This window comes from Glaciihabitans tibetensis (assembly GCF_003003265.1).
Lineage (GTDB): Bacteria > Actinomycetota > Actinomycetes > Actinomycetales > Microbacteriaceae > Glaciihabitans > Glaciihabitans tibetensis.
In genome coordinates this window covers 265,740-286,898 of record NZ_PVTL01000006.1, presented here as the reverse complement: position 1 = coordinate 286,898, position 21,159 = coordinate 265,740, and the positions used below count along the sequence as shown (strand labels likewise).

General features: G+C 66.2%; 16 protein-coding genes. 7 read left to right on the top strand and 9 right to left on the bottom strand.

Translation table 11 applies throughout. The features are described from left to right. Window positions 1-14 precede the first annotated feature (14 nt). Window positions 15-608: a biotin transporter BioY gene (locus B0I08_RS12800; protein ID WP_106213425.1), complete on the bottom strand. Its 594-nt coding sequence runs from the start codon at window positions 606-608 to the stop codon at window positions 15-17. 222 nt (window positions 609-830) lie between these two features. Between B0I08_RS12800 and B0I08_RS12795 the strand changes: the two genes are divergently transcribed. Further along, window positions 831-2,405, top strand: a complete 1,575-nt coding sequence (locus tag B0I08_RS12795; RefSeq protein WP_245884790.1) for a glycoside hydrolase family 43 protein — start codon at window positions 831-833, stop codon at window positions 2,403-2,405. A 110-nt stretch (window positions 2,406-2,515) separates the two neighbouring features. Beyond that, a complete protein-coding gene (locus B0I08_RS12790; RefSeq protein WP_106213421.1) occupies window positions 2,516-4,279 on the top strand; it encodes an HNH endonuclease signature motif containing protein in 1,764 nt (587 codons plus the stop codon). 143 nt (window positions 4,280-4,422) lie between these two features. Here B0I08_RS12790 and B0I08_RS12785 read toward each other — a convergent pair whose 3' ends face one another. From B0I08_RS12785 to B0I08_RS12765, 5 genes are all read right to left on the bottom strand, one after another. Further along, on the bottom strand, window positions 4,423-5,313 hold the full coding sequence (locus tag B0I08_RS12785) for an META domain-containing protein (RefSeq protein ID WP_106213419.1): 891 nt from the start codon (window positions 5,311-5,313) through the stop codon (window positions 4,423-4,425). Window positions 5,314-5,554: 241 nt separating this feature from the next. Further along, window positions 5,555-6,571 carry a LacI family DNA-binding transcriptional regulator gene (locus B0I08_RS12780; protein WP_106213417.1) on the bottom strand — a complete coding sequence of 339 codons (1,017 nt, stop codon included), beginning with the start codon at window positions 6,569-6,571 and terminating at the stop codon, window positions 5,555-5,557. 133 nt (window positions 6,572-6,704) lie between these two features. Then, on the bottom strand, window positions 6,705-7,634 hold the full coding sequence (locus tag B0I08_RS12775; RefSeq protein WP_106213415.1) for a carbohydrate ABC transporter permease: 930 nt from the start codon (window positions 7,632-7,634) through the stop codon (window positions 6,705-6,707). Between the two features lie 5 nt (window positions 7,635-7,639). Continuing rightward, on the bottom strand, window positions 7,640-8,509 hold the full coding sequence (locus tag B0I08_RS12770) for a carbohydrate ABC transporter permease (RefSeq protein ID WP_245884799.1): 870 nt from the start codon (window positions 8,507-8,509) through the stop codon (window positions 7,640-7,642). A gap of 294 nt (window positions 8,510-8,803) precedes the next feature. Then, window positions 8,804-10,105, bottom strand: a complete 1,302-nt coding sequence (locus B0I08_RS12765; protein ID WP_106213411.1) for an ABC transporter substrate-binding protein — start codon at window positions 10,103-10,105, stop codon at window positions 8,804-8,806. Window positions 10,106-10,309: 204 nt separating this feature from the next. Between B0I08_RS12765 and B0I08_RS12760 the strand changes: the two genes are divergently transcribed. The 3 genes from B0I08_RS12760 to B0I08_RS12750 all read left to right on the top strand — a co-directional run bounded on the left by B0I08_RS12760 (window position 10,310) and on the right by B0I08_RS12750 (window position 15,348). Further along, on the top strand, window positions 10,310-12,439 hold the full coding sequence (locus tag B0I08_RS12760; RefSeq protein ID WP_106213409.1) for a beta-galactosidase: 2,130 nt from the start codon (window positions 10,310-10,312) through the stop codon (window positions 12,437-12,439). A 123-nt stretch (window positions 12,440-12,562) separates the two neighbouring features. Continuing rightward, the gene (locus tag B0I08_RS12755; RefSeq protein WP_146134412.1) at window positions 12,563-14,896 is read left to right on the top strand and encodes a glycoside hydrolase family 53 protein; all 2,334 of its coding nucleotides are present in this window, start codon (window positions 12,563-12,565) and stop codon (window positions 14,894-14,896) included. 113 nt (window positions 14,897-15,009) lie between these two features. Next, complete coding sequence (locus B0I08_RS12750; protein WP_106213407.1) at window positions 15,010-15,348, top strand: hypothetical protein; 339 nt, start codon at window positions 15,010-15,012, stop codon at window positions 15,346-15,348. 72 nt (window positions 15,349-15,420) lie between these two features. On the opposite strand, the gene B0I08_RS12745 is transcribed toward B0I08_RS12750, so the two are convergent. Further along, window positions 15,421-17,214 (bottom strand): glycerol-3-phosphate dehydrogenase/oxidase, encoded by a 1,794-nt coding sequence (locus B0I08_RS12745; protein WP_106213405.1) that lies wholly within the window; start codon window positions 17,212-17,214, stop codon window positions 15,421-15,423. A gap of 300 nt (window positions 17,215-17,514) precedes the next feature. Here B0I08_RS12745 and B0I08_RS12740 point away from each other — a divergent pair, with 300 nt between their 5' ends. Both B0I08_RS12740 and B0I08_RS12735 read left to right on the top strand, forming a co-directional pair. Continuing rightward, entirely contained in the window at window positions 17,515-18,411 is an 897-nt protein-coding gene (locus B0I08_RS12740) for a sugar-binding transcriptional regulator (RefSeq protein WP_245884798.1), read from the top strand. Window positions 18,412-18,434: 23 nt separating this feature from the next. Next, window positions 18,435-18,764: a hypothetical protein gene (locus B0I08_RS12735; RefSeq protein ID WP_106213401.1), complete on the top strand. Its 330-nt coding sequence runs from the start codon at window positions 18,435-18,437 to the stop codon at window positions 18,762-18,764. A gap of 152 nt (window positions 18,765-18,916) precedes the next feature. Here B0I08_RS12735 and B0I08_RS12730 read toward each other — a convergent pair whose 3' ends face one another. Then, window positions 18,917-19,978 (bottom strand): NAD(P)-dependent alcohol dehydrogenase, encoded by a 1,062-nt coding sequence (locus tag B0I08_RS12730; RefSeq protein WP_245884789.1) that lies wholly within the window; start codon window positions 19,976-19,978, stop codon window positions 18,917-18,919. Between the two features lie 165 nt (window positions 19,979-20,143). Further along, complete coding sequence (locus tag B0I08_RS12725) at window positions 20,144-21,019, bottom strand: bifunctional methylenetetrahydrofolate dehydrogenase/methenyltetrahydrofolate cyclohydrolase (RefSeq protein ID WP_106213397.1); 876 nt, start codon at window positions 21,017-21,019, stop codon at window positions 20,144-20,146. Between the last annotated feature and the right edge of the window lie 140 nt (window positions 21,020-21,159).

The window sequence follows — 21,159 nt, the reverse complement described above, 5'->3', positions numbered from 1 at the left end:
GCCGGAGCGACTCGCTATTTCTTGGTGCGGCGGCGGGCGATCTGCCAGACGGACGGGATGATGCCCGCGGCCAGCAGCGCCTTGACGGCGCCTCCGATGATGAACGGGTAGAGGCCCGCCTGGAGCGTCTGCTCGAGGTTCAGGTTGAGCGCGGCGGAGAGCCAGATCAAACCGAAGGCGAAGGTGACGACGGTTCCGGAGGCGAAGGCGAGGCTGGCACCGAGGAACTTGCGGTCTCCAGCGCGCTCTGCGATCCAGCCCACGAGGGCCGCGGAAGCAATAAAGCCGATGATGTAACCACCGGTCGGGCCGGCGATGACACCGAGTCCCGCAGCTGCGTCGGAGAAGACGGGCAGACCAACGATTCCCAGCAGCGCGTAAACAACCATGGAGAGCGCGCCACGAACGGCACCGAGGGCGCTGCCGACAACGAGTACCGCGAGGGTTTGACCTGTGATTGGCACGGGCCACAACGGAACGGCGATCTGGGCGGCGACACCGACGAGGGCGGCTCCGCCAACAACGAGAGCCACGTCAGTGGCGAGAGTACGGGTGATGAACTGGTCCACGAGAGTGGATCGGCCACCGGCCAGGGCTGCTTGCGACATATGGTCTCCTCATCGGGCGGCATCTGCACCACCCAGAGAATCAGACTAGGGGACTATTACACCGAGCACGACTGGAGGACTCCTTCTGAAAAAGCGAATTTCTTATGTGGGCAACCGCAATTCTGCGCAGGAGTAGCGTTCTCCGTGTGGATCTTGTTCGGCATCCGGGATCGGCGCGCATCACAAGTGGACGAAAACTGCGTCCCCAACGAAAGGACCACCGTGGCACAGGAGCCCCGCCCCGTCATCCCGGGCTTCCATCCTGATCCGAGCGTGGTGCGCGTGGAAGAGGATTACTTCCTTGTCACGTCGTCCTTCGAGTACTTTCCCGGCGTTCCCCTTTTTCACAGCACAAACCTCACCGACTGGACGCAGATCGGCCACGTGCTGAACCGCCGCGCGCAGCTGGATCTCAGCCGCGCAAAGCCCTCAGGCGGCATCTACGCCCCCACAATCCGCCATCACGGCGGCCGGTTCTGGATGATCACGACCAACGTCGACGACGATGGTGGCCAGATCTTGGTGTCGGCAACCGACCCACGCGGCCCGTGGTCCGATCCGGTCCGGATTCCCGGAGCCGCGGGCATCGACCCTGACCTGGCGTGGGATGACGCGGGAAGATTGTTCGTCACCTTTGCAACCTTTGACGCTGCCACCATCACCTCAGTCATCCGCCAGGCAGAAGTTGACCCTGTAACGGGAAACGTGCAGGGCGAGCCGATCGAACTGTGGCAGGGCACCGGGCACAAGTTTCCGGAGGGCCCGCACCTGTACCGCATCAACGACTACTGGTATCTCATGCTCGCCGAGGGAGGCACTGAACGCGGTCACTCGGTGGTCATCGCGCGCGGACCCACCCCGCAGGGCCCATTCGAAGCGAACCCGACCGGGCCGATTCTCACCCGCCGCGGTTACCCGGGCACTCTGCAGAACACGGGCCACGCCGACCTGGTTCAGCGCCCGGACGGCAGCTGGGCCATGGTGTTCCTTGGCGTGCGGGTTCGTGGCGGCTCCCACGGCTTCCACGGCCTCGGTCGGGAAACGTTCGCGGCCGAGGTGCGATGGCAAGACGGATGGCCCGTGGTCGGCGATCTGCTGTCCCCGACCGTCGCGCACCCCAGCGCGATCTCCAGCACGGTCACCGGTACGTCCTCCGGCACAGCCGTCAGCACGGTCACCGACGTTCTCACGGATTTCTCTGCGCAACTCGGCTACGAGTGGGTTTCGTCCGGACCGGCCTCTGGCTCTCCAGTAGCGGCCTTGGGTGACGGCTCGCTGCTGCTGAACTCGGCCCGGTACAGCGACGTGTTCCTGGGGCGCCGCCAGGAACAGCTGTTCGCAGAAGCCACGGTCTCGATCGAGCCGGGCAGCGGGCGAGGCGCCTTGGTATTGCGTCTCACACCGACCCACGAGTATTCGGTAGAGGTGTCGGCCAGCACGGTCGCTGCGGTCAGTCAGGTCGGCGCGGTACGGGCGGTCGTGGTTCAGCGAACGCACTCGACAGAGTGGCCGGGAAGCAGCCGCGAAAGCACGAGCGTGACGGTCTACGTGGCGGTTGTGCCGGAAACATCCGGTTCGGGCGGTCCAGACTGCGTGGCGCTCGGTTACATGAAGGACGGCGAGCGAGTGGAATTGGCGCGCCTCGATGGCCGTTACCTCTGCACCGAAGTCGCGGGAGGATTCACGGGGCGCCTGTTCGGAATCGTTAGTGCCGACGGGCAGCCCGCCTTCAAGCACTTTCGCTACCGAGGATCGGACGATGCTACGGCGCTCGCGTTGGACGCCCCAGCAGTTTAGGGCCATGCGCTTGAGCACCGCCGCCTTGGTATTCATTAGAACATAGTTTCGAATGTCGGTGGCAATGTCAAGCCCTATCTTCGAACCCTGTTCGACGCAATCATTGATGTATGGCCCTCACCTTCGAACACACCGCCCCGGTAGAGCACTGGACTGTGCCCGGAGTCCGGATCGAGCCGCCGGTCGAGGCGTGGGCGCTGCCACCGACCGCGACCGAGCCGGTCGCGGGTGGGTCGGTCGCGGGTGGGTCGGTCGCGGGTGGGTCGGCGGAGGCAGGGAGCGTCCCCCAAATCGACAATGGGGCGAATTCGGCCGTGTCGGGGGATCTGGTCGAGCTACTCGACCAGATCACCCGCGACCTGGCCCGCGCAGCAGAACTTGCCACAGCCACCACCGGCACCGAATGCCTCGCCGCCCAAAACGACGCCACCGTCCTCAGCGTGCTGGTGCGCACCGAAGCCGTAGCCCGGCTCGTCGGGTCCGTGCAAATCTCCACAGCAGCCGTCATCGACGACCGCTCCCCCTACACCGCCGGCGCATCCGGGCTATCGTCCCGACACGGCCACCGCCGCGCCCACCACCTCATCGAATCCGTCGCCCGGATCAGCAGCAGCGAAGCGACCCGCCGCATCCGCGTCGCCACAGCGACCCGCACCCACCTCACCCTCACCGGCGACACCCTCCCCGCCCCCTACCCCGCCGTCAGCGCCGCCCTCCACAGCGGACACCTCAGTATCGACACCAGCGCACGCATCATCACCGGCCTCGACGAAGCCCGCAAACACCACAACGAAAGCGACCCCGACACCGAGGAACACTGGCAAGACAGCGTCCGCGCTGCCGAAGCCCACCTCGTCGACACCGCCACCGATACCGCCCCCGACACCGTCGCCATCCACATCCGGCAATGGCGCGAAGCTCTCGACCCCGACGGCGCCGAACCCCGCGAAGACGACATCCGCTCCCGCCGCGGATTTCGCCAAGGCCGCGAACGAAACGGCATCACCCGCAACACCTGGGACACCACCGGCGAAGACACCGCGCTGCTCAAAGCACTCTTCGCCGAATCCGACGCCGCCGCGACCCCCAAGTTCTACTGCGAAGACGACGCCCTCCACCTCACCCACAACGGCATCACCATCGCCGACCCCACCGAAACCGCCCGACTGCTCAACACCGGACAACTCGACATCACCAACCCCAACATCACCCACCCCCACACCGACGGCGACGTCGACCCGGAAACCACCGCGGTAGTCACCAAAGTCACCGACCTCCGCACCCGCGAACAACGCCACGCCGACACCATGTCCGGCTACCTCCGCGCAGGACTCCGCGCCTCCGCAGACACCCTCGGCGGCACCCGCTCCCTCGCCGAAGTCACCGCCGTCGTCACCGCCGCCGACCTCCAATCCGGCATCGGAGTCGGCTGGCTCGACGGAGTCGAGGAACCCGTATCCCTCGCCACCATCGAACAACTCGCCTGCACCGGCGGCATCCGCACCGCCATCCTCGGCACCCACGGCGAACTGCTCTACCTCGGCCACAAACGCCGCCTCTTCGGCAAAACAATCCGCAAAGCCGTCGCCATCCGCGACGGAAGCTGCGCCTGGGGCGACTGCCACAAACCCCCCACCCACTGCGACGTCCACCACGTCACCCCCTGGTCCCACGGCGGAAAAACCAACATCGACAACGCCGTCCTCCTCTGCCCCGAACACCACAGACAAATCCACACCTCCCCCTTCACCATAAAAATGGTCAACGGAAAACCCTTCCTCCTCGCACCCCGCTACCTCGACCCCACCCAAGCCATGAAAGCCCTCGGCAAAGCCCGCTACACCACCCGCAACACCAACCGCATGAACAGATAGGCCGGGAGCTGGGCTGGGCTGCCCTACGCCTAGGTAGCGTTAACCCGCGGTAGCGCCCTCGAACCGGTTTACCCGCGGCTCCTTTAGCCCGGTAGCAACCCGCAACAGCGCCCTCGAGCCTCGTTATCCGCGCTCAAGAAGCGTTACCCGCGCTCGAGTCGCCCGACCTCGGAGCCACTCGCGTCCAGTAACAGCAGCCAGCCGTCGTCGATCACAGCTGATCTTGCCTGCGCCACCCAGTACGGAACCGGCGCACCCTCACAACCCATCAGGGTGGACGGCCCCGCGGCCGCCAAGAACGCTCCCGCATCATCAGCCACCCAGCGGCCCCCACCGCCGTTGCACCCATCCGACCCGGTCCACGTTCCGTCCGCGTTGAAAACGACGTGTGGACCGGTAGAAACGCTGTAGGCCACCGGCACCCAGCGCCCTATCAGCTCGTCCCCTGTAGCGGGGGTGAGGCCAGGCGGCACCGCTGCGGCCTGGTGCATCGCTGCGCGCACGGCGTCCGTAATTACGGGGGGCTTGGTATAAATCTCGGCAGCGTTGGGGTCTGGTTCGGGCGCCCCGTCAAGCGTGAGGGTTGCGACCACCTCGCCGTCTGAATTGCTCAGCTGCCAGCCGTCTCCCGACGCGCTGTAGGACACCACCGATTCAAGCCACGGGACCCCCGGGATTCCACCGCCACTGGCACATCCACTGCTGGCCCCCGAGGTGGTTGCCACAAACAGGGTCTCCGTCGTCAACCACGACCCCACAACCAGACCGCAGTCGCTCCACAGCTGAAACTCCGGCACATCCAAGCGCAACCACGTGTCGACACCTTCGCCGGCGGCCCCCGAAACCCGCCACAGGTTCACCAGGCCAATCGCCGCTGACTCAGGACCGACGCCCGCGCCAGCCAGCGGAGGCGAATCCGGGTTTCGGTCAGACCTGGTGGCTGGAGTCGCAGCGCACCCAGCCAGAGCACTGCCGGTCAGCGCGAGCGCCAGCAGCAGCATCGTCATCGCCGCGACCCGATCGAGAATTCGCATGCTCTACTCCCCAGTGCAAACCCAGTGGCCTCCGTTGTGCAGCGGATAAGTGCGCAGAGGCTAGATGTGCAGAGGCTACCAGCGGCGACGCACGGGCACGTAGGCGCGCGTACGCCCCAGCGCGGGGGCAGTCCGCCCCGGCGCGCGGGCAGTCGCCCCAACGCGCGGGCACGCGCCCCAACGCTCGCGCACTCGCCCCAACGCGCGGGCAGTCGTCCCAGCGCGGGGTCAGTCGGGCAGCCTACGCCGACTCGCGCCGTACCAGCTGCGTGGGGATCGTCATCGCCGCCGTGGCCTCGCCGGCGATGGCGGCAAGCAGCAGGCGCACCATTTCCTGGCTGATGCGCTCGAACGGCTGGCGCATCGTCGTTATGGTGGGGCTTCCGTCCAGGGCTGCCGGTGAATCGTCGAAACCACCAACCGCGATATCTTCGGGCACGCGCCGACCGGTCGACTCGATCGCCTTGATTGCCCCGCGCGCCATCAGGTCGTTGCCGACAAACACCGCGTCGATGTCGGGGGCGCGCTCGAGTAGCTCGTGCATCGCTCGTTCACCGCTGGCGAACCCGTAGTCGCCGTACGCGATCCGGTCTTCCACCACGTCGTCACCGAGTTCGTCGCGGTAGCCCCGCAAACGCGAGAGGCCACCGGAGGTGTCCTGCGGTCCCGCGACCGTACCAATGCGGGTGCGCCCGATACTGCGCAGGTAGCGCACCATCTCCTGGGCGCCAGAAAAGTCGTCCGCCGCGACGTATCCGATCTTGCGCTCGAACCCGAGCGGAATACCGCAGGAAATCGCGGGAACCCCGGCCCGTGAGATCTCGGGAAGAAAGTCCTGCCTGCCCTGGTGGCTGGAGACCAGCAGCACACCGTCAACGTGACCACCGGTGATGAACTCGGTCGCCCTGCGCTGTTCCGCCTCGTTCCCTGCCATAAGGAGGACCAGGGGGATGTCGCTTTGCGCGAGCGCCGTGGAGGCTCCGCGTAACAGGATCGCGAAGTTCGGATCGTCGAACAGGCGCTCATACGACTCAGTGAGTAAAAACGCGACGGAGTTGGCCTTGCTCGTGGCCAGCGACCGCGCGTGCGGGTTCACTCGGTAACCGGTTTCTGCGATTGCCGCAGTCACCGCCGCCGAGGCATCCGGACTCACCCAATGTCCACCGGTGAGCACCCGCGAGACGGTTCCCCGCGAGACTCCCGCGACCCTTGCCACGTCGTCGATGGTCGGGCGCTTCTTTGCGGGGGGCGGGGTCACGCCGACAGCCTATTGGAATGGCCGCGGCATCCGACACGGCCTCCTCCGCGGTGCGGGACGCGGCATCCAACACGGCATCCCCCGCAGCGCCCGACACGGCGCGGGACGCAGCGCCCGACGCGGCGCGCGACCACTACGCCTTCACCGCTCCGGCGGCCAGGTCGACCTTCCAGAAGCGTTGCAGCAGAAGGAACATCGCGATGAGCGGGATGATCGACAGCAATGCGCCCATGATCACGAGGGTGTACATCGACGGAACCGAGGCACCCTGGTTGAGGAGACCGCTGAGCCCAACGGTGATGGGGAACAGCTTGTCGTCGCCGAGCATGATGTAGGGCAGCATGAAGTTGTTCCAGATTGCGACGAACTGGAACAGGAAGATCGTCACGAGACCCGGGCCCATCATCGGCAGCGCGACGCGGTTGAAGATCGAGAACTCGCGCGCACCCTCGGTTCGGGCGGCCTCGATGACCTCGGTAGGAACAGAACCGGCCGCGTAGATGCGCGAGAGGTAGATGCCGTACGGGCTGATGATCTGCGGCAGGAGCACTGACCAGTACGTGTTGGTCAGTCCGATCTGCGCCATCAGGAAGTACTGCGGGATCGCGAGGATCACGCCGGGTACCAGAACACCCATCAGCAGCACGGTGAAGACCGTGCTCTTGCCGGGGAAGGTGAACTTCGCCAGCACGTAACCGGCGATGGCGGAGACCCAGGTGGAGGCCAGAGCGCCGACGCCCGCGTACAGGGCGGTGTTCAGCATCCAGCGCCAGTAGAGCCCGCCACGGTACTGCGACAGCTCGACGATGTTGTTGAAGAAGTTGCCGCTCGGTGCGAGCGTGAACGTGGAGAAGAGCTCGCCGCCGTCCTTGCTGGCGGCCATGACAACCCACAGCACGGGGAACAGGCAGTACACCGCGCCGAGGATCAGAATCGTCGTCGACAGCGGGCTGGCCTTCGGCCGCCCGAGCAGAGATCGCGAGGTCGGTGTCGGCGCGGGGGCGGAGGCAGACGCGGCGATCGTCGGGTCGGACGACGGGGCTTCGAGAGCGGAACGTGACATGGCGGTCAGTCTTCCTGTCCGAATGCGCGGCGCTGAACGATCTTGAGGAACAGGAACGAGAGCGCGAACGTGGCAAGGGCGATGATGATGGATGTCGCGGCGGCAGAGTAAATGTCGTCACGAGTGAACGCGTCACGGTAGACCTTCATCAGCGGTGTCCAGCTGGTGGAGAGGGTGTTGGTGAGCGGGCGCAGGGTGGTCGGTTCGGCGAAGACCTGAAGCGTGGCGACCATCGAGAAGAGCGCGGTCATCACGATCGAGGGCGCGATGATCGGGATCTTGATGCGCAGAGCCATCTGGATTTCGGATGCACCGTCCAGTCTGGCGGCCTCGTAAATGTCCTGCGGTACGGCCTTCAGCGAGGTGTAGATGACGATCATGTTGAAGCCGACACCGCCCCAGAGAGCAATGTTCGCAATGCCGAACAGGATCAGGTTCGACGAGAGCACCTGGGGTGCGTCCCAGCCAAGCTTGTCGAAGATGTAATAGAACGGGCTGACGGCCGGAAGGTAGAGGAAACCCCAGAGCAGCGAGCTGATGACCGCGGGAACGGCATAGGGCATAAAGATCGCGACCCGCGTGAAGCCGGCGGCGCGGGTGCGCGGCGAGTCCAGCAGCAGGGCGAACAACAGTGCGAGCCCGAGCATGCACGGCACCAGGACGAGCCCATAGAGAAACACGCGTCCAACGCTCGCGCCGAACTCCGGGTCACCGAACGCGGCGGCGTAGTTCTCCCAGCCGGCGAAGACCTGGCTGCTGCCACCCGAGCCGAGACCAAGACCGACGACCTGCTTCTTCTGGAAGCTGAGGTAGAGGGTGTAGAGAATCGGCGCTGCCATAAACGCGGCGAAAAGGATGATCGCCGGCGCAAGCATCGCGTAGGGGATACCAATGCGTGTCCAGCGCGACCCATTCAGGCGCTTGCGGGGAGAAGCGGCAGACCGATCGCGGGGCGGAGCCGCATCGCCTTCGATCCTGGTGGTCGTGGCCACTGGGTGTCCTTTCCTAACGGGGGTGCCTGAGGGGAACACCATGGGTGTTCCCCTCAGGGTCGTACTCATTCAGGGTCGTACTCATTCAGGGTCGTGCTGGTCGTGCTGGTCGTGCTGGTCGTGCTTGTCGTGCTTGTCGTGCTGTCGTGCTGGTGATGCGGGATGCCGCGGGGCGAACTACTCCTTGACGGTGAAGCCAGCGCTCTTCAGGTCGTCAATCGTAATCTTCTGCATCTGCGTGACCGCTTCGATGAACGCAGCCTGCGTCTTGGCGTCCGCGGCCTTGGCGAACTCGTCGTTGTACGCGCTGTAGGCGACGTTCACGTTGGGTCCGTAGGTGAAGGGATTCGCGGTCTCCGCAACTTCGGCGACGACGTCGTAGAAGTCGGTCTGGTTGGAGAAGAACTCCGGCGCGGTGGTGAGGGCCTCGGCTGCAGCCTCCTGCGCTGCCGGGTACACACCGGAAACATCGGCGAGGGCGGTGACGGCCTCGGGGTCGGTGTTCAGCCAGGTGATGAACTCCATGGCTTCTTCCGGGTGCTCGGACTGCGTGGTCACTGCCGTGGTCGAGCCACCCCAGTTTCCGGTGGCCGGTTCGTCGGCATCCCACTGCGGCATCGGTGCTGCCTCCCAGAGGCCAGCCGTGTCCGGTGCGTTACCGCTCAGAACTCCCGGAGCCCAGACGGCACTGAGCCATCCGACCTGCGAGCCATCGTTCAGGCCGGCGTTCCACTCGGGCGTGTACATGGGCTGGTTGCCGATGACACCCTCCTCGACGAGTCCGCCCCAGTACTCGGCGACCTTCTGAGTGGGCTCTTCGTCGACGCCAACCGTCCAGGCCTCGCCGTCGATTCCCCACCACTCGGCGTCAGCCTGCTGTGCAAGGCCGGTGAACCAACCCGCGTCGTTCGCGGAGAAGGTGCCGAGGAGCTGGTCGGGGTTTGCCGTGTGAACAGCGCGAGCGAGCTCCGCGTACTCTTCCCACGTCGTGGGGGCGGTCAGGCCGAGCGAGTCGAGAATGTCGGCGCGGTAAAAGAACATCATGGGAGCGGTGTCCTGCGGGATCGCGTAGATCGCGTCGCCGCCAAGGGTGACCTGGTCCCAGTCGCCCTCGGAGAAGACGTCTTCGAGGTCGCCCGCACCCTGATCCGAGAGGTCCGCGAGCGCGTCCGACCCGACGAGTGTCGCGATCTTCTGGTACTCGGCCTGGATCATGTCCGGGGCGCCGCTTCCGGCTTTGATCGCTGTGAGCAGCTTGGTGATGGCGGGGTCGCCACCGTCCTGCTTGTTGACCGTCACCTGGATGTCGGGGTTCTGCTCGTTCCAGATCTCGACGACCTGCTCGAGGTTCGGGGCCCAGGCCCAGTAGCTCAGCTCAACGGGACCGGAGTCACCGCCGGATCCCGCAGAGCAACCCGTGGTGAGAAGCGCGGCGGCGGCTACGGCCGCGATGGCGCTTGAGCGAAAAATTCGGTGCATTTCGTCCTCCTTGTCGAAAGCTGCTGCTTAACGGCGTTGTAGAGGTTCCACCGTCGATCATGAAGATTAGCCGGGGTACCTGTGAGCGGTTCCAGTTACTCACATCATCTGCTCGCTGTCAAACGAAGGGATACCCGTTAGAGACAGTTCAACTAAGCTGTGATAGAACTGTGACCGCACACAGTAAAGGGAGATCGTATCTACATGCCGACTACAACGACCGCAGCCGACGCGAGCACGACCGTGGGTACGACCCCGAAAGCGGATGCACTGCCGGGCCTGGCCCCCGAGACATCCGCCGCCCCATCCTCAGCCCTATTCCCCGCTCCCTCACCGGCTCCCGTTCGCGACTGGCCCCGGGGCACCGCCGACATCCGATACGGCGGGGATTACAACCCCGAGCAGTGGCCGCGCGAGGTGTGGATCGAAGACATCGCGCTCATGAAAGATGCGGGCATCAACCTCGTCAGCATCGGCATCTTCTCCTGGGTGCTACTCGAGCCGAGCGAGGGCGTCTACGACTTCTCGTTCCTCGATGACATCTTCAGCCTGCTCGCCGACGCCGGCATCGACGTCGACCTCGGCACGCCGACCGCCGCTCCCCCGGCCTGGTTCTGGAAGAAGTACCCGCAGTCGCGTCCGGTGACCCGCGACGGACTGCCGCTCGCATTCGGATCGCGCGGAATGGTCAGCCCGTCCTCGCCCGAGTACCGGCGCGCGTCGGTCGCCCTGGTTGAGAAGCTGGCGGAGCGCTACGCAAGCCACCCCGCTCTGGCGATGTGGCACGTGCACAACGAATACGGCGCCCCGATCAGCGATTCCTATGACGACGCCTCCGTTACGGCGTTCCGCGCGTGGCTTGCCGACCGCTATGGCTCCCTCGACGCCGTGAACGAGGCCTGGGGCACCACCTTCTGGGGCCAGCGTTACGGGCAGTGGGACGAGATCGATGCTCCGCGCACCTCGGCGAGCATCACCAACCCGACCCACCGGCTCGACTTCCAGCGCTTCACCTCAGACGCGCTGCTGGCCTGCTTCGTCGCCGAGCGCGACGCGATCCGCCGCTTCACCCCCGACCTCGCGGTCACCACCAACTTCATGGCCACCAACTGCCCGTCCGTCGATTACTGGAAGTGGGCCAAAGAGGTGGATGTCGTCGCAAACGACCACTACCTGGTCGCGGAGCGCCTCGACAACCACATCCACCTCGCCATGGACGCCGACTTCACCCGCTCGCTCGCGAAGGGCAAGCCGTGGATGCTGCTCGAGCACTCGACCTCGGCCGTCAACTGGCAGCCCCGCAACATCGCCAAGCGTCCGGGCGAAATGGCGCGCAACAGCCTGTCCCACATGGGTCGCGGCGCCGATGCGATCATGTTCTTCCAGTTCCGCGCCTCCCGCTACGGTGCCGAGAAGTTCCACTCGGCGATGCTCCCCCACGCCGGCACCTCCAGCCGGGTCTGGCGCGAGGTCGTGCAGCTGGGCGCCGACCTGCAGCGGCTGGCCGCGGTGCGCGGATCCCGCGTGACCTCCCGCGTCGCCATCCTCTGGGACATCGAATCGTTCTGGGCCCAGGACCTCGAGTGGCGCCCGAGCATGGAGCTCGGCCACCGCGAGCGCATCGAGGCCTTCTACACGCAGCTGTACCTGCGCGGCGTGAGCGTCGACTTCGCCCACCCCCGTGACGACCTCAGCGGCTACGACGTGGTCTTCGCCCCGGCGCTCTACCTCGTCGATCGGGATTCCGCTGCGAACCTCGATTCCTACGTTCGCGGCGGCGGGCACCTGGCGACGTCGTTCTTCTCCGGAATCGTCGACGAGACCGACACCGTCTACGCGGGCGCCTTCCCGGGCGCCCTGCGCTCGACGCTCGGTATCGCGGTCGAGGAATTCCTGCCGCTTCACGAGAACGAGACGGTCACGCTCGACAACGGCATGATCGGCTCCGCCTGGAGCGAAGACCTCGCGCTCGACGGCGCGGAAGCCGTCGCCAGCTTCACCAGCGGTCCAGGCGCCGGTATCCCGGCGATCACGCGCAATGCGCATGGATCTGGGTCTGCCTGGTACACCTCGACCAAGCTGGAGAACGACGACCTCGGTCGTTTTGTGAGCGATGTGCTCGCAGACGCCGGGATCGTGTCCGAACTGCTTCCCGAGGGCCTCGAGATCACGACGCGACGCACCGAGTCAGAGACGTACACGTTCCTGATCAACCACAGCGAGCAGCCGATCGCGGCCCCCGTGCAGGGAATCGACCTGCTCACGGGCGCCGCGTCCGCAGCCGAAGTACCCGCCCGGGGCGTGAGCGTCGTGCTCACCTCCGCCACCAGCTGAGGCTTCGGCCTCGGGCCGCCTCCCCTAGGGGGCGGCAGCACAACGAGCACGGCCAGCACCATCACGGCCAGCACGAGCACGACCAGCACAACCGAATCACCCACCCACGTCAAGGAGGACGATATGCAGCACAACCACAATTCCGGTCGACGACGGGAAGCGAGGGGGCCACAAACCCGTGCGCTGCGTGTCGGCACCCTGCGCGCCAGCGCCCTGGGTGCCGGCGTGGCGATTCTCGCGCTCGTCGTGGGCAGTGGCGCGGGGCTCGGCCCGAGCCTCAGCGCCAGTGCCGCCGCCGCGGCGCCCACACCGCCGGCGACCGCGCCGACCATCACCAACGCCGGCTTCGAATCCGGCCTGGACGGCTGGACGACCACCGCGGGTGTAACCATCGAGTCAAGCGGCTACGCGTCGAACTCGCGCCTGAGCCAGTGGCTCGCCTCCGACGGATCCGCCGCCGCCACTCAGCGGGTCTCCGGACTCAGTGAGGGCTGGTGGACCGTGCGCGCGCACGTGAAAGCGGGCGGAGCCCTCGCGGCATCCGCCCTGTCCCTCACAGGCTGTGGTGTAGATGGAGAGACAGTGCTTCCCTCTACAGAAACGGATGACGCCTGGCTCGAGCTTGCGGTCAGCGGCTACGTCTCGGGGGGCGAGTGCACGATCGGCCTCACGACAACCGGGGCCGCGGGCGCGTGGGCCAGTATCGATGCCGTGACTCTCGAGCAGGGCACTGTGGACAGGGACATCCGCGGGGCCGACCTCTCGGGAGTCAACAAGAACGAAGCGTTCGGCGCCGAATACCGCACCGCCGACGGCACGCCCGGCGACCCCGTCGAGATCATTGCCGATGCCGGCGCCAACCTCGTGCGCCTGAAGGTGTGGGTCAATCCGGCGGATGGCTACAACATGATTCCGCAGGTGGTCGATACGGCCGTGAGAGCGGATGCCGCGGGCATGGGCGTTCTCGTTGACTTCCACTACTCCGACCGCTGGACAGACCCGGGAGCGCAGGGAATGCCTGCCGCGTGGGTTGGCCTGGATGCCGCCGCTGTCGCGGACAAGGTCTACGAGCACACCCACGAGGTGCTCACGGCGATCGTCGCGGCCGGGGTCATCCCCGCGTCGGTGCAGGTCGGCAACGAGATCAACCCCGGAATGCTCTGGCCGCTCGGCCAGACCTGGGACGTCGACCCGACCGACACCGTGTCGGGTGCGCAGTGGGACAACCTCGCGGCTTTCCTGACCGCTGGTGCAAACGCCGTCCGCGACGTGACGCCCACCGCGGAGATCATTCTGCACCTCACCAACATCAACAACGGGATCGGCGGCCTCACCTGGTGGTACGACGAGGCCACGGCGCGCAACGTGCCGTTCGACGTGATCGGCCTGTCCTACTACGGGTACTGGCACGGGTCGCTCGCCGACCTGCAGAACGCCGTCTCGACTCTGTCTGACCGCTACGACCGCGACGTGCTCGTGGTGGAGACGTCGTACCCGTTCACCCTCGAGGACGACGCCACCGCGCCATCCTCCGCCTGGGAGAACGTCGTCCGCGACCCGGCGATGCTCGTGACCGGCTACCCGGCGACACCCGAGGGACAAGCCGCGAACGTGCGGGCCGTACAGGACGTTGTGGCTTCGGCCGCGGGTGGCCGCGGGCTCGGCGTCGTCTACTGGGAACCGGCGTGGACCTCGGTTGAAGGCAACGGCTGGGACCCCGCAGACCCCGCATCGGGCAATGCGTGGGAGAACCAGGCCCTGTTCGACTTTGAGGGCGTCGCGCTTCCGGGAATGTCGACGTTTGCACCGGACAGCACCGCGAGCGCAACCCTCGCGGTGACCGGAGCGGACGCCGACGGCGCTCTAGTTCTCGGCGAGATCGAAGTCAACGCCCCGTCGGTCGCCACTCCCCTCACGGTCACCAACACGGGCACGGCAACCTTCAGTGGCACCGTCGCGGTCACGGTTGGCGCCGGATTCAGGCTGCGGGATGTCGTGTCCTCGGTGGTTATTGCTCCCGGCGCCACGGCCCGGGTCGGCACGGTATCCCTCGACGAGACCAGCGCTGCCACGGTCGGTGCGTACCGCGCGTCGGTAACCATCACGCCCTCCTCCACTTCCACGGCCGCGCGAGTGACGACCGACACCAGCGCGCTGCACGTGCCGGTGGCGGGCACTGTCCGCGCGGTCGTGGTCGATGCTCCCGGTGACGGCACGCCCGGTTCGGGCACGCCAGGCACGGGAGCGCCGGGCACGGGGACCGGAACGGGCGCGGTTGGCTCGGGAGCTGGAGCTGGGTCCGGATCGGTGTCGACGGCCGGTTCGGCGGGTATCTCCGCCCTCCCGACAACCGGCACGGACTCCGCCGGAGTCCTGCTCGCCGGGCTTGGCCTGCTTGTCGCGGGTCTGGTTGCAGCGGTGATCACGCGCTCGCGCAGGGTGCGGCGCAGCAACTAACCGCACGCAGCTCGTAACCGCACGCCGCACCTGCCACAACAAACGGCTGCCGCGAAGTCTCACCAGACTTCGCGGCAGCCGTTTTTGAACAACACTCGTCGCTAAGCTCGACCATGACGACTTTGCCACCCACTCCGCCGCCCGCGCCAGCAGCGCCGTCCGCGCCACTCAAGACACGCTCGACGGGAACGACTCCGCTGGTTTTCGGCATAATCCTGTGCTTCATCGCGCTGTTTCCGAGTATCCGGTTCCTCTCGCTCGGACTGCTCGCGATCATTCGAGCAGACCCGTACATCTTCGGCCAGGCCATTGCCGCATTCATCTTCCTGGCGGTCTTCGCGATCCCCGGGATCCTGCTGATCCGACGGAGCAACCGCATCCGCAAGGCCAACCGCGGGGCAGCTGCCGCCGCGATCTACGGGCAACCTCCGGTATACACGACGGAGGTTTAGCCGGAGCGCCGCGCACTACGCCCGTGGGAACTGATACGACGGTGTAGCCGTGTCAGTTCGCGGTCACACGCCTCAGCTCGCGGTCGCGGTCGCGCGCGTCTGCGCCGCAGCGGGGATGACTACCCCGTGCACGTCGGCGAGGAGCGTGCGCACCCGGCTCACTTCTTCAGCACGGTGTGCGTCGTCCCAGCCGAGGCCGGCGGCGACGACATCCGCCACCTCTTCAAGAACGGCAGGGGTGATCGAACCCGTGAAGGCGAGGCTGGTGCGGCGCAGGAAGACGTCGTCCAGATGCACAACCGACTCGTCGGCAACGAGGAACTGCAACTCGGTGCGGGTGTACTCGCTCGTGGAGTCGAGCATCACGTCGCCGTGCTCGGTGATGTAGTCGATGACGTCGGAGGCACGGGTGCCGTAGCGGTTCAGCAGCGCCTCGGCGCGGCACGTGCCGATGAGGTCTCCATTGCTCGCGAGCCAGACCCGCAGGGTGTCTTCCGTGGTCGGGAAGCCCACGCCGCCGCCGATCGCGAGTCCCTCGGTGCTGACCGTTCGGGGCTTTCCGAGCAGGCCGAGGATCTCGTTGCCGAGGTGCTCGGCGAGCGCGCGGAACGTGGTCCACTTGCCGCCGACGAGGCTGATCAGGGTTGCTCCGGGGCGGGCGAAGATCGGAGCGCGTTCGATGCGGTAGTCGCGGGATACAAAGCCCGGGGCCTCGTCGTCGTGCTGCGGGAGCGGGCGGATGCCGGCGAAGCGGAAGACGATCTGCGAGCGGTTTAGGGTGAACGCGGGGAAGACGTGCTTCACGAGGTCGAAGAAGTAGTCGACCTCGTCTTCGGTGCAGACGCTCACCTCGTTGACGTCGGCCTCGATGTCGGTGGTGCCGACCATAACGCGACCCTTGAGCGGGTAGATGAGCACGATCCGGCCGTCGTTGTTCTCGAAGAACAGCTCCCGGCCCGCGAGCTCGTTGTAGAGATCGGGGTGGTCGAGCACGATGTGCGAGCCCTTGGTGCCGCCCATGAAGGTGGTCGGCATCCCGAGGGCGCCGTTGGTGACATCCGTCCACGGTCCTGACGTGTTGACGACCACGTCGGACGCGATGGTGAATTCGTTGCCCGTGACGCGGTCGCGTACGCGCACGCCTTCGGCGGTGAGAGCTACGGCTTCGAGGTAGTTCGCGCTGCGGGCGCGGTTGCCGGCGGCGTTCTTGTCTGCGGCGTGTGCACCGGCGGCGTGTGCACCGGCGTTCTGGCCGTCGCGAAGCACGTCGAGGGCGAGGCGCTCCGGGTCGTGCATCGACGCGTCGTAGTAGGTCGCGGTGAACTTGATGTCCGGGTTGAGCGCGGGAAGCTGGGCCAGCGACGCCTTGCGTCCGCGGAACTCGTGGCGGGGCACCGATCCACCGTCGCGGCTGAAGGAGTCGTAGAGGGTCAGGCCGATCTTGATGAGCGCAGCGCCGCGCTCCTTGGTGGAACGCTGCTTGTGGCTGAGCAGACGGATCGGCGCGTTGAGCACGCCCGAAACAGTCGAGAAGATCGGAATGGTCGTCTTCAGCGGCTTGACGTAGTGCGGCGCGGTCTTGAGCAGGCCATTGCGCTCCTGCACCGACTCGCGCACCAGGCGCAGCTCGCCGTTCTCGAGGTAGCGAACACCTCCGTGGATCATGTGGGATGAGGCGGATGATGCGCCCGAGACGTAATCGCCGCGCTCGACCAGCACAACGTCGACACCCTGCAGCGCCAGATCGCGGAACGTTGCGATGCCGTTGATACCGCCGCCAATGATCAGGACCTCGGCTGTGGGGCGCGCGGAGATGGCCGCCACATCCGTGCGAGTGTGTCCTTCATTCTTGGACTGGGAGCCCATGGTATTTCCGCCTCTTCAAGGTGAGTAGTTGGTGCATCGTTGCACCTGCGGCGCGGCTACATTGCGCGCGGGCGTCAGGTGTGGTGAGTTAAGTGTCATCCGTGCAACACATTCGATCAAGACAGTTGCACAAACGTGCAGGGAGTCGCCATGTCAGCGTCACTAGAGGGACCCGGGTCGAGCCCGATTGCCGCCCATGGCACAGGTCAGGGCGGAGGTCACGGCACAGGCCGGGGCTCGGGCTCAGGGCAGGGGGACGACAAAACGCAGGAGGCGCTGCGCGCGGCACACCTCTACTACATGCAGGACCTGACAATGGATGCGATCGCCCGCGAGCTGCATGTTTCCCGCTCGTCGGTGTCCCGCCTGCTCAGTTTCGCCCGCGCCACCGGCCTGGTCGAAATCCAGATCAAGTCGCCGCTCGACCAAATCTCCCGCGTGCAGAACGATTTGCGTGACCGCTACGGTGTCGCCCCGCACATTGTGCCGGTGCCCGACCACGCCAGCGAGGTGGACCGGCTCGAGCGGGTGGCCCTGTCCGCTGCACGTATTCTCGGCTCGTTCTTCGACTCAAATATGACGATGGGGGTCGCCTGGGGCTCCACGATGAGCGCCGTCAGCCGTCACCTCGTCAGCAAAACGACCCACAATGCGCAGATCGTTCAGCTCAATGGCGCCGCGAACACCCGCACCACCGGAATCGTCTACGCGAGCGAGATCCTGCAGCGCTTCGGCAACGCGTACGGCGCCTTCGTGCAGCACTTCCCCGTGCCGGCATTCTTCGACGATCCGGCAACCAAAGAGGCGTTCTGGCGGGAGCGCTCCACCCGGCGCGTCCTTGAAATTCAGGGCCGAATGGATGTCGCGCTGTTCGGCATCGGAAGCCCCTACGCAGACGTCCCCAGCCACGTGTACACGACCGGGTACCTCGACGATACGGACTTCCAATCACTGCGGGATGCCTCGGTGGTGGGAGATGTGGCGACGATCTTCCTCCGCGCCGATGGTTCGCACGACGGCATCCCGCTTAACGCCCGCGCCACCGGACCGGACTTCGCCACCCTCCGCCAGGTCGCGCGCCGGGTGTGTGTGAGTTCGGGCATCTCCAAACTGGACGCCGTGCGCGGAGCGTTGGCCGCGGGTCTCATCACCGACCTTGTCATCGACGAGGGCACGGCTCGCGCGCTGGTGGAGTAGCTGGCTCGCGCTAGCCTTGGCGCATGGCCGCACCTACTCCCCGTCGCCCCAAAGCCCGCAGCGGAGCTGCACCTGCCACCGCCGCTGCGCGTGCGTCAGTTCCCGCCGCGGCGACCGCGCCCGGACGCACCGCCGCGTTCATCTGGGCGGTCATCGCGTTGGTGTGCTGCACGATTCCGTTGCTCTGCGTGCCTTTCGGGATTCTCGCGCTCGGTTTCACGATCCGGGCGTTCCGCCACACGACCTCCGGCGGCCCCGGGCGCGGCCTGGTCATCGCCGCGCTCATCATCAGCATCGCCGCACTCGTCATCACGATCACGCTCGCGCTGCTCGCCGCAGCGAAGATCCTGTAGCGATGGCGGGAGTCGCTGGCGCTCGTCCCCGTAGGTCTGCCGCTACCGCGTTGCTCGTCGCTTTCGCGCTGGATGTCGGGTTCGACGACCGGTAGCACCCTGATACGCGGTGGCAGACGGCGCTGCCAGGCCGCGCTGCCAGGCGGCGGTTTTTAGACGGCAGCGGGCAGGGTCGAGTTGTCGATGACGTAGCGGAAGCGCGCGTCGTTGGCGATGACCTTCTCGAAGGCCGCGTTGATCTGGTCAGCGGCAACGAGCTCGATGTCAGAGGCGATGCCGTTCGCCGCGCAGAAGTCGAGCACCTCCTGCGTCTCGGCAATGCTGCCGATCGCCGACCCGGCCAGCGTGATACGCATCAAGGTCACCAAAGCGAAGTCGATGGGTTCCGATGGCTCGAGCATTCCGACCGTGACAAACGCGCCGTCGTGCTTCACCAGCGCGAGGTACGGGTTCATGTCGAACGCGGTCGGGATCGTTGAGAGCACCAGGTCGAAGGTGGCTGCATGGGCCTTCACAGCATCCTCGTTGCTCATCACGACGACCTCGTCTGCGCCGAGGGCCAGGATCTCGTCGGTCTTCTCCTCCGTGGTGGTGAGCGCTGTCACCGTGGCACCGAGGGCCTTCGCGAGCTGAACCGCGAGGTGGCCGAGGCCGCCAATGCCGGCAACAGCCACAACGGAGCCGGGTCCGATGTTCCAGTGCTTCAAGGGCGACCAGGTGGTGACGCCGGCACACAGGAGCGGCGCTGCCTTTTCGAGCGGAATCGAGTCCGGGATGTTCAGCACGAAGTGCTGGTTCACCACGATCTCGTCCGAGTAGCCACCGAACGTGACCTCACCGGTCTCGGCGTCGGGTGAGTTGTAGGTGAAGACGGCCGGCGGGTTCTGGTACTGCTCGTCGGTGCCCCCGCGCTGGTCATCGGAGCCCCAGTAGATCATGCAGCCGACGCCGACACGGTCGCCGACCGCGAAGGTGGTCACCTTGTCGCCTACATCCGCGACGATCCCGGCGATCTCATGCCCGGGCATGCAGGGGTAGTTTGTGGCCAGCGCATTGCCCCACTCGTCACGAGCCTGGTGGATGTCGGAGTGACAGATTCCGCAAAATTTGATGTCGATCCGGACATCCTCGGCCCCGACTTCACGACGGTCGAAAGGAAATGGAGCGAGCGGAGTCTTGGCGTCGGTGGCGGCGTATCCGATGTTCTTGGGCACGTGATCGTCCATTCTGCGGGCCGAAGCCCGCGGTGAGAAATTCGAGTCGCTTGACGATTAACATTCAACGACTGATCTCACGCACGCGCGAGGTACCGCTTGTGGAGGTACCAGCAGTACACCCCTTATGAGCTGGAGCCGCTCGGCTGCCTCGACCCTCCTCGACTAGAGCCGCTCGGCTGCCTCGACCACGTTCTTCAGCAGCATCGCCCTTGTCATCGGGCCGACACCGCCGGGGACGGGTGACAGGTAGCCCGCGACATCCCGCACATCAGGATCAACGTCGCCAACCAGACGTGCCTTGCCCGTCTCGGAGTTGACGACCCGCGTGATGCCGACGTCGAGTACCGCTGCCCCGGGCTTGACCCACTCGGGCTTCACCAGGCCGGCCACACCGACGGCGGCGACGACGATGTCCGCCTCGCGCACGTGCGACTCCAGGTCGAGCGACCGCGAGTGGGTGAGGGTGACGGTGGCGTCGAGACCCTTGCGGGTGAGCAGCAAGCCGAGCGGGCGACCGACGGTAAGGCCGCGACCGATGACGACCACGCGCTTGCCCGGGATCGACACGTGGTAGCGCTGCAACATCTCGACGATTCCGGCCGGGGTGCAGGGAAGCGGCGAGTCCAGCGGGCCACCGACGCCGAGCACCAGTCGGCCGAGGTTGGTCGGGTGCAGGCCATCGGCGTCCTTGGCGGGGTCCATCAGCTCGAGCATCGCGTTCTCATCCAGGCCCGCAGGGAGGGGCAACTGAATGATGTACCCCGTCACGGCGGGGTTCTCGTTGAGGCCGGCGATGGCCGCGCGCACCTCGCCGGCGGTCGCGGTAGCCGGCAGGTCGACCCGGATCGATTCGATGCCGACCTCAGCGCAGTCGCGGTGCTTGCCTGCCACGTAGGAGAGGGAGCCCGGGTCACTGCCGACCAGCAGGGTGCCGAGCCCCGGCGTGATGCCGCGCGCCTTCAGCGCCGTGATGCGTTCGGCCAGTTCGGACTTCACCGCGGTCGCGGTGGCGACGCCGTCGAGGAGTGTTGCAGTCATTCGGATTCTCCGAGTCTTCGGGTGTGGAATGTCGTAGTTAGCTGCTCGGCGCGGTAGTTGCTGTCGCCCCGCGATGTCGGCGCGGTAGATACTGTCGCCCCGCGATGTCGGCGCGGTAGATACCTTCTCGATGCGGCAGT